Genomic DNA, 12,815 nt, shown 5'->3' on the forward strand with positions numbered 1-12,815 from the left:
TTAAGATGACAAACAGTGGTAGAATAGAGTTGATGGCGCCAGCTGGCGATTTTACATCAATGCAAGCGGCTTTGGATAATGGTGCAGATTCCATTTATTTTGGTGTAGAACAGCTGAATATGCGGGCCAGAGCATCAATGAATTTCATAATTGATGATTTACCAGAAATAAATAAACGTTGCTCAGAAAAAGGAGTGAGAACTTATCTTACACTCAATACAATTATATACGATCACGATTTATCTATTATAAAAACACTTCTTGATAAAGCAAAAGAGGCTAATATTACAGCAGTCATTGCGATGGATCAAGCGGTAATTTCTTACGCGAGACAAATTGGGATGGAGGTTCATATTTCTACACAAATCAATATCACAAATATTGAAACGGTAAAATTCTATGCGCTTTTCGCTGACACAATGGTTATGAGTCGTGAATTGAGTATTAACCAAATCAAAAAAATATGTGACCAGATTATAAAAGATGATGTAAGAGGGCCGTCTGGGAATTTGGTTGAGATTGAGATTTTCGGTCACGGAGCTCTTTGTATGGCCGTTTCTGGCAAGTGTTATTTGAGCTTGCATTCAGCTAATTCTTCTGCAAATAGGGGAGCTTGCAAGCAAAATTGCAGAAAAAAATATACGGTTATCGATCAGGAAACAGGTTTTGAAATAGAACTTGATAATGAATATATGATGTCACCAAAAGATCTTTGTACGATCAGTTTTCTTGATCAGATCATAGATTCGGGAGTGAAAGTTCTAAAAATCGAAGGACGCGGACGTGCTCCTGAATACGTTGCTACAGTTGTAAAAGCTTATAGAGAAGCAATTGATGCTATTGCAGAAAAGACTTTTTCTCAGGAAAAAGTTACAGAATGTATGTCTAGGCTGGAAACAGTTTATAATAGAGGTTTTTGGAGCGGATATTATCTTGGTCAGGAATTAGGTGAATGGTCTGATAATTCTGGTTCTAGTGCTATTCAAAAGAAAGTTTACGTTGGGAAAGGTCGTCATTTTTATCCAAAATCTAATATTGCAGAATTTCTTATAGAAGCTTATGATTTGACTGTGGGAGATAAAGTTTTGATTCAAGGTCCTACAACAGGTTCTCAAGAAATGATAGTGGAAACAATGCAGGTTGATGAAAAGCCAGAAGCAAACAAAGCATCCAAATCAGATTTAATCACATTCAAGACAGATTTCCGGGTTCGTCCTTCTGATAGGTTATATAAAATAATTCAAGCTTAATAATAAGGAATATTTGCATTGTTGTTTCTCTCTTATTTTTAATTAAGATGGTAATTGTAACACTTCAGCGAGACAAATGTATCGGTTGCAACTATTGTGAAGAGTTCGCGCCAGAGTTTTTTAGGATGTCTAAAAAAGATGGTAAATCAGTATTGTTGAGATCGATTGATAAAAAAGGCTTTTACACGATTAAAACGCCACAACATGAGTCTTTTGAACCATGCGATAGAGCATCTAAAGCTTGTCCTGTGAATATCATTTCAGTTAAAGAAATTTAGGATGAATCTTAGTCTTACCAAAAAAGAACTTAGAACGATTTATAAAGAAAAAAGAATGGCCTTATCGCAAGATGAGGTCAATTTTTTGTCTCAAAAAATCCTTGATCAGTTTATTTTACAATTTAATATAATTGGAAATCAAAAAGTTAATATTTTTTTACCTATTGAAAAATTTAATGAGATAAACACTCAGATTTTTATAGATTATTTTTTTAATAAAAATGTTCGTGTTTTTGTGCCGAAAATTCAAGGTGAAAATATGATTTCGGTGGAGATTTTTCCTAATTCAGAATTTGAAATTAACAATTGGGGAATCAAAGAGCCTATTTCTAATATTGATGCTAATGTAGAATTAGACTATGTTTTAACGCCATTATTGTATTGTGACCAATTTGGAAATAGAGTAGGCTATGGAAAAGGTTTCTATGACTCTTTCTTTTATGGTAATTCAAAAATTCATAACAAAATTGGTTTAAACTTCTTTTCTCCGAATGAAGGCATCGCAGATGTTTTTCAGAAAGATGTAGCTTTAGATGGTTTGATTACACCTTCAGAATATATAGATTTTACTGTTAAATAATTGGTATTCAGGTATATTTATTTGTAAATCACTTTACAATGATATTACAAGTTATTTAGTATTGATTTTTGCCAGACCGTTCTACCTTTGTCTTGTAATTATGAAAAGATAATTAACGAATAACAATATATAATAATTAATTTAAATTTTTAGAAAATGAAAAAGTCATTATTTGTAGCTGCTATTGCTGCTATCGCTCTTGTAGCTTGTAAAAAAACTGATAAAGTAGAAGCTAACGCAGTTGATTCTGTAGACGCAGTTGCTGATTCTACTGTTGCAGTAATCGATTCTACTGCAACTGCAACTGTTGATTCAGTAAAAGCTACTGCTGACTCTGCTAAAGCTGAAGTAAAAGCTGACGAGAAAGCTGCTAAAGAAGAAATCAAAAAATAATTAGATTCCAAATCTAATTTTAAAACAAAACCCGCTAATTAGCGGGTTTTGTTGTTTTTATAGTGTCATAATCCTTTTTGTAGAAATTGGTAAAGTAAAACTTAAACTCTTTCTGGAATTTGACTGGCGATGCTTTTAGTGTAAACTGCGCTTTTCTGTTAACTGTTGTGAGATAAGTTCTTTTGTTGTCATAGTATTCTACATCAAAGTTTGCCAAATCCAACGTATCTTTTTCTTTTACAGTTTTGGAAGTTGTTAGTTTGCTCACTTTAGCGAATTTCACTTTCAGACTATCCATTTCTTTTAACAAAGGTGTCAAGTTACTGGAATCTTTTGATAAAAAATGAGCCTGCATTTGTGTGTAAATCACAGAATCTATTTCTGTGTCCTTATTTCCAGAAGTGTAAAGCGCAGACAAGTCTAATAAATCCTGTACTTTTTGAGTTGTAATCAAATTAATTGCCTGCAAACTATCCAATTTTATCTTAGAATAAGTCCCATTATTATTGGCATTTCTGATCACTTCTATGGAGTTTTCGTCACCTTCATATTTTTTATTACAGGATATTATTGTTGCGGTTATTATAGTTATGCTTAATATCCAATAAGATAGTTTATTTCGTTTTTTCATCGTCTGTAATTTTGAATTTAATCATCACAATTTTTCCGTTTTTCATTTGAGAATCAATTACTTCCAGATTTTCCAAACTCGTAGTTGGAAGCGTCACCAGCGATATATATTTCTGCTTATCCAAAGTTTCTATCCCATATATATCACTATCAACTACCTGATAAATCAATGCGTTATCACTAATTAGTCTATTCAGCTGCTGTGTTTTTTTCTTAAAATCTTTTATTGATTTTGAGTAGTAATACAACTGAACAGCATATTCGTTAGGTTTTAGCTCGATATTCTCTGTGTCAGGTGCGTTGGTCAAGTCTCTAGTTATTTCTTCAGCTTTATAGAAAGGAGAAGAAATAATCATTTTCAAGCTTTTGCTTTTCGTTTCATATACAAATTTTGAATTAGGTTTCACCTTAAAAAGTATAGGCGATTCGTTTTCTCTAATGATTTTTACGTCGAGTTCACCTTTTATTGAGGAGTTTCGGTCTGCATCTATAAAAGCGTAAGTGTACTTTTTATAAAACAAATTATCATAAAATACTAATATCAAAACAATTGCGAACAAGAAAACCGAGATTCCCAACCACAGATATCTTTTTAAGAAATTTTGTTCGTGACTTTTGAAATTGATATTCTTATTAATCTCATCAAAAGCCTGATTGTCAATAGAAACTGGAGGGTTTTCCGTAATTGGATTTTGAATTTGTTCTACTGAAACTTTTTCGCTTGGTTCTTCTATTGCAGGTTCGGAAACTTCGACTGCGGTTGGTTCTTCCCCAGTTGCTGCGATCGGATTTTTCTTTTTAAACTCAGACCAAGAATTGAATCCAGAATAAACGGACAAGATATTCAGCGTATCAATTCTAGGGATTTTTTCCTGAGAATTATTCTTGAAGTATGTATAAAAAGTTTTTTCGCTGATATTCCCCTTAGCCTTTTGTCTCAGATCTTCTTGGAAGTAAATAATATCTATTCCTTTCCATTTGGAAATATCATCATATGCTGGGGAATGCGTTTCAAGATATTTGTCCTGAACAGCCTTTTTTAAGGATTGAAAATGTAAAAATTCGGTATCGCTCAAAATTCTATTTTATGCTTAATTCGTTGATTTACAGTATTTTTTATTTGTAAATCGTGTTTTACAAATATATTACAATTAATTTTCAAAACAAAAATATTTTACCGATATAATTTTGCGCTGTTCAAATAATGGACAGTCTATTAACTAACAATTTAAATTTAATTATTATGAAAAAGTCATTATTCGTAGCTGCTATCGCTGCTGTAGCTCTTGTAGCTTGTAAAAAAACTGAAACTGTTGATACTGCTGCTGCTGATTCTGCTGTAGTTGATTCTTCTGCTTCAGCTCTTGATTCTGCTGCTGCTCACGTTGATTCTGCTGCTGTAAAAGTTGATTCTGCTGCTGCTAAAGTAGAAGGAGCTGCTGCAAAAGTTGATTCTGCTGCTGCTAAAAAATAATCTTAACCCAGTTAAGAATTTGGAACCGTTTCTTTAGAGAAGCGGTTTTTTTATTTCTCCAATTTCTGTCTCAATATTTCGTAGCAAGTAATTGCCGCAGCATTACTCAAATTAAGAGAATCGATGGTTCCGGACATAGGAATTAAAACATTTTCTCCCTTATCTTTCCAGAAGTCACTTAATCCAGAATGTTCTGTTCCAAATAAAACAGCAGATTTGTTTTTCAAATTCTTCTCCTGAATGTTTTTTGCATCATCACTCATAAAAGTAGTGAAGATATTATAGTCTTTGATTTTAAGGAATTCTAAAGTTTCCTCGTTGGACGCTTGAAAGATATTCATTCCGAAAAGACAACCTACGCTGGAGCGAATAACATTTGGATTATAGAAATCTGTTCTTGGGTCTGTCACAATCAAAGCGTTGATTCCAAATGCTTCGCAACTTCTTAGAATAGCACCAAGATTTCCCGGCTTCTCTACACTTTCCAAAATAATGACAGCAGAATCCTGTTTCGGTTTAAACTCGTCCAGATTTCTTTGTTCCAGTTTATAAATTCCGATAATTCCCTCTGTAGTGCCACGATAGGCTATTTTCTCGTATAATTTCTCAGTTATAAAGTGGATTTTCGAGTCTGGTAATGAGCCTTTGAAAATAGTTTCGCAGATAAAAAATTCTTCTGGCTGATTGCCAAAATGAAGTGCACGTTCGTTTTCCTGCTGCCCTTCTACTAAGAAAACTCCGGCTTTTTTCCTATCTTGATTTTTAGACAGAAGTCTTGTTAGTCTTTTGATTTTTTCGTTTTGAAGGCTTTCTATGAGCATTTTAAGATTTTTGCAAAGATAATAAATTGTAAAAGTTTAACTTCCATCTTCTGACATCTGTCTTCCAACAAAAAAATATATATCTTTGTTTTATGATTTTACGAGGAGAAAATTTAATCAAGGAATACGGACCGAAAAAAGTGGTGAAAGGCGTATCACTGGAGGTTCAGCAGGGCGAGATCGTCGGGCTTTTGGGACCAAACGGCGCCGGAAAAACGACTTCTTTTTATATGATAGTAGGATTAGTGAAACCAACTTTGGGGAATGTTTTCCTAGATCAGCAAAATATTACACAGGATGCAATGTACAAACGGGCGCAGAAAGGAATTGGTTATCTTGCGCAGGAGGCATCAGTTTTCAGAAAGTTGTCTGTTGAAGATAATATCCTGGGTGTTTTGCAATTGACGAACCTTTCCAAAAAAGAACAACAGAAAAAATGTGATGAGTTGATTGAAGAATTCCATTTGGAACACGTTCGTAAAAACAGAGGTGATTTGCTTTCCGGAGGTGAAAGACGTAGAACCGAAATCGCACGTTGTCTCGCGACGAGTCCGAATTTTATCCTTTTGGATGAGCCTTTTGCCGGAGTTGACCCGATTGCGGTGGAAGATATTCAGAAAATTGTAAGGTCTTTGGTTGAGAAGAATATTGGAATTCTGATCACTGACCACAACGTACAACAAACCTTGGCAATAACCAACAAAACTTATATTATGTTCGAAGGAAAAATCCTGAAAGAAGGTCTTCCTGAAGATTTGGCAAACGACCCAGATGTAAGGAAAGCTTATCTTGGAGAGAATTTTCGGTTTGAGAAGATTTAGATTTTATCGCAAAGTTGCAAGTTTTTTAATATTGAAATATAAAAGTCGCAAAGGAAAAATTTGCGACTTTTTTATGAATTTAATTTTTTTTAATTCTGTTCAGAAGAATTATTCATCTTTATAAGTTTTCACGAGTCGGTCAAGATTCAAACTTCTTGCAGAAGCATCGAAGATTTCTCGGTAAGTTCCGTCTTTTTCATAAAGTTCTTCGTGCGTTCCGTTTTCTACGACTTCGCCTTTTTTCATCACATAAATCATATCAGAATCCAAAATCTGCGACAACGAATGCGAAATAATAATCACGGTTCTGTCTTTTTTAATCGCATCCAGAGAGTTTTTGATTTGTTCTGTGGCAATCGCATCCAGACTTGCAGTTGGTTCATCAAGAAAAATAATTGGAGGATTTTTTAAGAATAATCTTGCAATCGCAATTCTCTGTTGCTGACCTCCGGAAAGCTGCGTTGCATCGTGATTGTAACCATCTGGCAAATCCAAAATCTGCTCGTGAAGATAAGCTTTTGTCGCTGCTTCTTTAATTTGGTCAAGAGTGGCTTCCAGATTCCCGTATCGGATATTATCTTCAATACTTCCCTTGAAAATGTGATTTTTCTGAAGAACCAAACCAAGGTCGTCACGCAGATAATCATTATCAAAATCATTCAGATTGTTGCCATCCAAAAGAATTTCTCCGGAATCTGGTTCATAAAATTTACAAAGCAGATTAATCACGGTCGATTTTCCAGCGCCGCTTAATCCAACCAAAGCTGTCGTTTTCCCATTTTCTATTTTGAGAGAAACGTTTTTCAAAGCTTTCATTCCGTTTGGATAAGTGAAATCTACATTTTTTATTTCAAAACTGCCTTTGATTGGGATATTATTGATGGTTCCATTCGGTTCGGTTTCGTCGTCGTCATTTAGGATTTCAAAATAACCTTCAGCGTAAATGAATGCATCATTCATATCATCATAAATCCTGTGAAGCTGACGAATCGGTGCAGAGACGTTGTTGAACAACATAATATGAAGCATAATTGCACCAATCGTCATTTGCTGGTCAAGCACAAGATAAACCGTCAAAAGGATAATCAAAACGACACCAAATTGCTCGATAAAAGTTTTCAATCCATCGAAAATAAAACTGGTTCGTCTTGTGTACAACTGGCTTTCCATCAATTACATCTGGAGATTGTACTGTTTTTTGCCTTCAAATTTTTCCCGCACAAAACTTTTGATAACCATTATAGAATTGATAAGATTCAGAAGTCCGGATGTTTTCTGTTCCCGTTGATTTCGCAGGGTTCGTCTAACATTTCCTAGCTTTTTAGCTTGTCGAGAAGTTATATAGAAGTAAATAGGAACCACAAATGTCGAAACTAATCCAACATACAGATTCTGCATATACATTACAATCAAAGCAATAATTGCAGTTGAAAATAATGGTAGAATATCAATGAAAAAGTTTTGGACAAGCTTGGTTAAGCTTTCAATTCCTCTGTCGATGCGGATTTGAAGTTTTCCGGATTCGTGTCGGTCGTCGTTATAATAAGCAATTCTGTAAGTCAGGATTTTATCAATCGCTGCTTGTGCGAGTTCTGAACTGACATTAATTCTAATTTTTTCTCCATAAAATTTCTGTCCAAACTGAATAAAAATATTCGCTAATTCTTTTCCCAAGAGTATAATCGAAATCAGAATCAAAACGTGTATTCCTTCGGACATTGGATGAGGAAGCTGTGTCAATTTTGTGACTTCATCAACTGTATATTTTAAAACAATCGGATTGACCTGCGCAAACAAAGCACCAATAAAAGTCAATGCCAAAGTTCCGAAAACCATCCATTTGTAAGGTTTTATGAAACTTTTCAATTGATTGAAAATATGGATGAGATTGGTTGTTTTCTGAAAAGGTTTTTTCATAACAGCAAGTTAAGAATTAATTTAAAAACACGTAGACACATAGGAAATGCTTAACAGAATTAAGTTTAAATAGCTATTTGAAGTTTTAGAAATAATTCATTTTAAATTCTATTGTGCCTATGTGGTTCAAAAATAAAAAGGTTAATTTTATCCAATAATATTTCAGAATGAAAATATATACAAAAACCGGAGACAAAGGCGAAACCGGACTTTATGGTGGAAGCAGAATTTCTAAAGCGAGCGCAAGAGTAGAATCTTACGGAAACATAGATGAACTGAACGCTTGTATTGGTGTTGCAAAATCTCATATCGAGGATGAAAATGTCATTAATCAACTCAAAAAAATTCAGTTTGATTTATTTACAGTTGGTTCAGAAGCTTCGACGCCAATTGATAAACTATTTTTGGCTAATGGAAAAGCTAGATTGCCATTGGTAATTTCGGACAAAGAAGTCGACGAGTTGGAAAATTGGATGGACGAAATGGAAGAGAAAGTGGAACCTTTGCAATATTTCATTCTACCAGGAGGTGGAAAAGCTGCGACTTTTCTTCACGTAGCGAGAACGGTTTGCAGACGTGCAGAAAGAAGTTTGGTTTTCCTCAATCAATCTGAAGAAGTGAGAGCGGAATTAATCAAGTATCTGAACCGTTTGTCTGATTATCTTTTTGTTTTGGCAAGATATATTTCGAAACTTCATAATGAGCCAGAAGAATATTGGAATCCTAATTATAGAAGTTAGAATTAAATTTTTTAAATGAAAAAAGCACTTCTTTTCATCAACGGAGATTCTCCAAAAGCGATTCCTAATTTGTCAGGTTATGATTTGATTGCTTGTACAGACGGCGCTTTTCATTATTTGAAACAATTGAAATTTCCTTTGGATAAGCTGGATTTTATCTCGGGAGATTTCGATTCACATAAAATTGAAGAAGAAATTATTCAGCAAGGTCAGAATCACCAATTTGAAATCATAGAAACTCCTGACCAAAATAAAACCGATTTTCATAAAGCTTTAGAAATCATTATCGAAAAAGGATTTGATAACATCGATGTTTTTGGTGGAAGTGGAGGAGAGCAGGACCATTTTCTCGGGAATCTGAGTGTTGCTTTTGCATTTAAAGATAAAGTGAATCTTCATTTTTTTGATGAATATTCATCATATTACTTTATTCCGAAAAAATTCACAATTTCTGATGTCAAAGGGAAAATGATTTCCCTGATGCCTTTTCCAATTGCCAAAAATATCGAAACAAAAGGATTGAAATGGCCTTTGTATAAGGAAGATTTGATTCTCGGAGAAAGACTCGGAACTCGGAATATTGCTGAAAATAAAGATGTTACAATTAAGTATAAAAAAGGTGATTTGCTGATTTTTGTCGGAAATTAATTCATTAATTTTTATAGAATTATTAACGTGAATATTCAGTTTATTTCATCATTTTTGCATCGTAAAACCAATTAACTTTTTTTAGCCAGAAATGAAAATAAAATATTCTGAACTAATTGACCAAACGCTTTATTTTCCGACTGAAGAATTCAGTGTAGAAGAAAATAATCTGAAATTCCACGACATCAATCTGATGGAGGTTGTGGAAAAATTCGGAACTCCTTTGAAGTTCAATTATTTACCAAAAATATCTCAGAATATAGAAAGGGCAAAATTCTGGTTCAAAGAAGCTTTTGAAAAGAACGATTATCAGAAAAATTACAGATATTGCTATTGCACAAAGTCCAGCCATTTTGCATTTGTTGTAGAAGAAGCGTTGAAAAATGACATTAGCCTGGAAACATCTTCGGCTTATGATATGGATATTGTGAAGTCACTTTATGACAAAGGTAAAGTTGATAAAAGTATCGAAGTAATTTGTAATGGTTTCAAAACTGACGATTATTTGGCAAAGATTTCTGAGCTGATTAATAAAGGTTTCGAAAATATTACGCCGATTCTTGATAACTATAGAGAGTTGGACAAGCTAACGGAAAGTATCGACAGAACTTTTGACATCGGAATCAGAATTGCTTCTGAGGAAGAACCAAAATTCGAATTTTATACATCGAGATTAGGAATTGGATACAAGGATATTATTCCTTATTACAGCCAGAAAATTGCTGAACATCCGAATGCAAGGCTGAAAATGCTTCACTTTTTCATCAATACGGGAATCAAAGACACGGCTTATTATTGGAACGAATTGTACAAATGTCTTCGCGTATATGCAAGATTAAAAAAAATTGCTCCGGAAGTTGATTCGTTGAATATTGGTGGTGGTTTTCCAATCAAAACATCATTGAATTTTGATTACGATTACGCCTATATGGTGAACGAAATTGTATCCCAAATCAAGAAATTCTGTGAAGAAGAGGGGGTCGAAGAACCAAATATTTATACAGAATTTGGGAGTTTTACCGTTGGAGAAAGTGGAGGACATCTGTATAAAATTATTTCTCAGAAACGTCAGAACGACAGAGAAAAATGGAATATGATTGATTCGTCTTTTATGACAACTTTGCCTGATACGTGGGCAATTTCCCGTCACTTTATTATGCTGCCGCTTAATCGTTGGGAAGATTCTTACGAAAGGGTTTTTCTTGGCGGACTAACCTGTGATTCAGATGATTATTACAACTCTGAACAGCATACGAATGCGATCTATCTTCCTGTTTTCAACGAAACAAAACCGCTGTATATCGGATTTTTCCATACGGGAGCTTACCAGGAAACGATTGGTGGGTACGGCGGTGTTCATCATTGCCTGATGCCTCAGCCAAAACATATCCTGATCGATAAGGACGAAGACGGAAACTTCACTTATGAATTATTCCGTGAAGAGCAAAGACCGGAAGATGTCCTGAAATTGTTGGGATATTAAAAAATGAAAAAGGGATAGTCTTTTGAACTACCCCTTTTTTTGTTTAAGTTATTTTTATTTTACAATCAGCTTTTGGGTTCCTTCAGTTGTTTTGATAATATAAACACCCTTAGTTAATCCAGAAGTTGAGAAAGAAGCCGCACTTTTCCCTGTTTTTGCGACTTGCCCGCTTATAGAGATGACTTCATAATCCGTAGCCTTTCCGAAGAATACGGTTTCGCCAATATTTACCGGATTAGGATAAAGTTGATTTTTATCCTTGTTTTTGATATCGTTAACGGCTAATGTAGGATCATATGTTCCTTTGAAAGTTACCATATCATATCTCACGGTTCCTGATTCTTTATAATTGCTGCTGCTTGTGGCAGCCGTATAAACCCCGCCAGCAAGTGCGCTTACAACTCTTATGCCCACATTGGCGTTGTTGTTAAGCGCAGTAATGGATGATAAATCCACTGTGTTATTGTTATACCATTCATCTCCGCCGTTACCTGCCGTAAAAGTATAAAAATCTGTCCAAACCGGTGTGGATGCGGAGGTGTCTGTGGAATACTGAACGACATAAGTTTTGTTAGCAGTATTACTTAATCTTACGTCATAAGAAAAGATAATGTCTCTGTGTAGAACAGTACTAACATTGAACTGAACGCCTCTGGTTTTGTCTCCCGTTGACTGAGCTGCATATGTTGTGGTATTGTATGCCTGATTGGTAGAACCGGAAGTTGTATCTGAAGAACCGCTTCCGCTGGCAAAAGTCTGAGTAGTGCCACCTACCAAAGCCACAGTTCCTGAACCTGTGCTTGGTGTTGCTGTGCCGCCACTGGCGTTAAATGTCCACTGCACAAAAGTAGTTTGCGCAAATGTCCCTATGGATAATAATATCCCGATAATTGCTCCTAAAAATTTAAAATGTTTCATAATAATATTTTTCTAATAAATTATTTAACGATGAGTTTCTGAGTACCCTCATTGGTTTTAATAATATAAACCCCTTTACTAAGATTGGAAGTTGAGAAAGATTTTGTATTTTTTCCGGATTTCAAAAGTTGTCCGTTTACAGAAAACACTTCATAATCAGTAGCTTTCCCAAAAGTTACATTTTCATTCGCATTTACCGGATTAGGATAAAGCTGAGATTTTCCTTTTTGGGTTTCATTAACAGCCAGAAGAGAAGTTCCTGCAAAAGTTACCATGTCATATCTTACAGTTCCTGTTGTTGCATAATTACTGCCACTTGTAGCAGCCGTATAAACTCCGCCAGTAAGTGCGCTTACAACTCTTATCCCTACACTTGCATTATCGTTAAGTGCAGTTACAGACGATAAATCTACTATTGGCTGATACCATTTATCTCCGCCATCATTTGCCGTAAAGGTGTAAAAATCTGTCCAGGCAGTATTGTCCGTGGAATACTGAACAACATAAGTTTTGTTTGCTGTATTGCTCAATCTTTGATCATAAGATAAAATAATGTCTTTGTAACCAACAGTGCTAATGTTGAACTGAACACCTCTAGTTTTGTCTCCTGTTGACTGAGCTGCATATGTTGTGGTATTGTATGCCTGATTAGCAGAACCGGTAATTGGATCCGTAGGGCTTCCGGCGGCATAAGTCTGAGTTGTGCCACCCACAAGAGCTACAGTCCCTGAACCTACGTTTGGAGTAGTATTCTGGCTGTTAAAATTCCATTGCACAAAAGTAGTTTGTGCAAATGCGCTTATGGACAATAATGTTCCGATAGTTACATTTAAAAAATTGATTTTTTTCATAGAATGAATAT

Annotated in this window: 14 protein-coding genes and 1 pseudogene; 9 read left to right on the top strand and 6 right to left on the bottom strand. The window is 34.8% G+C overall.

Annotation, left to right across the window (positions count from 1 at the left end; all coding sequences use genetic code 11):
* Positions 1–5 precede the first annotated feature (5 nt).
* From EGH73_RS09040 to EGH73_RS09055, 4 genes are all read left to right on the top strand, one after another.
* Complete coding sequence (locus tag EGH73_RS09040) at positions 6–1,250, top strand: peptidase U32 family protein (RefSeq protein WP_123281551.1); 1,245 nt, start codon at positions 6–8, stop codon at positions 1,248–1,250.
* Between the two features lie 47 nt (positions 1,251–1,297).
* Complete coding sequence (locus EGH73_RS09045; RefSeq protein ID WP_116033121.1) at positions 1,298–1,528, top strand: ferredoxin; 231 nt, start codon at positions 1,298–1,300, stop codon at positions 1,526–1,528.
* Between the two features lies 1 nt (position 1,529).
* Entirely contained in the window at positions 1,530–2,108 is a 579-nt protein-coding gene (locus tag EGH73_RS09050; protein WP_123281552.1) for a 5-formyltetrahydrofolate cyclo-ligase, read from the top strand.
* Positions 2,109–2,264: 156 nt separating this feature from the next.
* The gene (locus tag EGH73_RS09055; RefSeq protein ID WP_123281553.1) at positions 2,265–2,501 is read left to right on the top strand and encodes a hypothetical protein; all 237 of its coding nucleotides are present in this window, start codon (positions 2,265–2,267) and stop codon (positions 2,499–2,501) included.
* 34 nt (positions 2,502–2,535) lie between these two features.
* Here the strand turns inward: EGH73_RS09055 and EGH73_RS09060 are convergent, their stop codons facing one another.
* Positions 2,536–3,132 carry a hypothetical protein gene (locus tag EGH73_RS09060; RefSeq protein ID WP_123281554.1) on the bottom strand — a complete coding sequence of 199 codons (597 nt, stop codon included), beginning with the start codon at positions 3,130–3,132 and terminating at the stop codon, positions 2,536–2,538.
* Entirely contained in the window at positions 3,116–4,207 is a 1,092-nt protein-coding gene (locus tag EGH73_RS09065) for a hypothetical protein (RefSeq protein WP_123281555.1), read from the bottom strand. The genes EGH73_RS09060 and EGH73_RS09065 overlap by 17 nt, the downstream gene beginning before the upstream one ends.
* Before the next feature lie 167 nt (positions 4,208–4,374).
* Here EGH73_RS09065 and EGH73_RS09070 point away from each other — a divergent pair, with 167 nt between their 5' ends.
* The gene (locus EGH73_RS09070; RefSeq protein ID WP_123281668.1) at positions 4,375–4,605 is read left to right on the top strand and encodes a hypothetical protein; all 231 of its coding nucleotides are present in this window, start codon (positions 4,375–4,377) and stop codon (positions 4,603–4,605) included.
* A gap of 50 nt (positions 4,606–4,655) precedes the next feature.
* Here EGH73_RS09070 and EGH73_RS09075 read toward each other — a convergent pair whose 3' ends face one another.
* Positions 4,656–5,426, bottom strand: coding sequence for a TrmH family RNA methyltransferase (locus tag EGH73_RS09075; protein WP_123281556.1), 771 nt, complete (start codon positions 5,424–5,426; stop codon positions 4,656–4,658).
* A 92-nt stretch (positions 5,427–5,518) separates the two neighbouring features.
* Here EGH73_RS09075 and lptB point away from each other — a divergent pair, with 92 nt between their 5' ends.
* Positions 5,519–6,247 (top strand): LPS export ABC transporter ATP-binding protein, encoded by a 729-nt coding sequence (lptB, locus tag EGH73_RS09080; RefSeq protein ID WP_123281557.1) that lies wholly within the window; start codon positions 5,519–5,521, stop codon positions 6,245–6,247.
* A gap of 108 nt (positions 6,248–6,355) precedes the next feature.
* Here lptB and EGH73_RS09085 read toward each other — a convergent pair.
* A pseudogene (locus EGH73_RS09085) lies at positions 6,356–8,083 on the bottom strand (ABC transporter ATP-binding protein).
* Between the two features lie 248 nt (positions 8,084–8,331).
* Between EGH73_RS09085 and EGH73_RS09090 the strand changes: the two are divergent.
* The 3 genes from EGH73_RS09090 (at position 8,332) to EGH73_RS09100 (ending at position 11,035) form a co-directional block, all read left to right on the top strand.
* Positions 8,332–8,904 (top strand): cob(I)yrinic acid a,c-diamide adenosyltransferase, encoded by a 573-nt coding sequence (locus tag EGH73_RS09090; RefSeq protein WP_123281558.1) that lies wholly within the window; start codon positions 8,332–8,334, stop codon positions 8,902–8,904.
* A gap of 15 nt (positions 8,905–8,919) precedes the next feature.
* The gene (locus tag EGH73_RS09095) at positions 8,920–9,552 is read left to right on the top strand and encodes a thiamine diphosphokinase (protein WP_123281559.1); all 633 of its coding nucleotides are present in this window, start codon (positions 8,920–8,922) and stop codon (positions 9,550–9,552) included.
* Between the two features lie 91 nt (positions 9,553–9,643).
* Positions 9,644–11,035: a type III PLP-dependent enzyme domain-containing protein gene (locus EGH73_RS09100; RefSeq protein ID WP_123281560.1), complete on the top strand. Its 1,392-nt coding sequence runs from the start codon at positions 9,644–9,646 to the stop codon at positions 11,033–11,035.
* A gap of 54 nt (positions 11,036–11,089) precedes the next feature.
* Here EGH73_RS09100 and EGH73_RS09105 read toward each other — a convergent pair whose 3' ends face one another.
* Positions 11,090–11,953, bottom strand: coding sequence for a T9SS type A sorting domain-containing protein (locus EGH73_RS09105; RefSeq protein WP_123281561.1), 864 nt, complete (start codon positions 11,951–11,953; stop codon positions 11,090–11,092).
* A gap of 20 nt (positions 11,954–11,973) precedes the next feature.
* Positions 11,974–12,804: a T9SS type A sorting domain-containing protein gene (locus tag EGH73_RS09110; protein WP_123281562.1), complete on the bottom strand. Its 831-nt coding sequence runs from the start codon at positions 12,802–12,804 to the stop codon at positions 11,974–11,976.
* Between the last annotated feature and the right edge of the window lie 11 nt (positions 12,805–12,815).

This window comes from Epilithonimonas hominis, assembly GCF_003730015.1.
In the GTDB taxonomy this organism is placed as follows: Bacteria; Bacteroidota; Bacteroidia; order Flavobacteriales; family Weeksellaceae; genus Epilithonimonas; species Epilithonimonas hominis.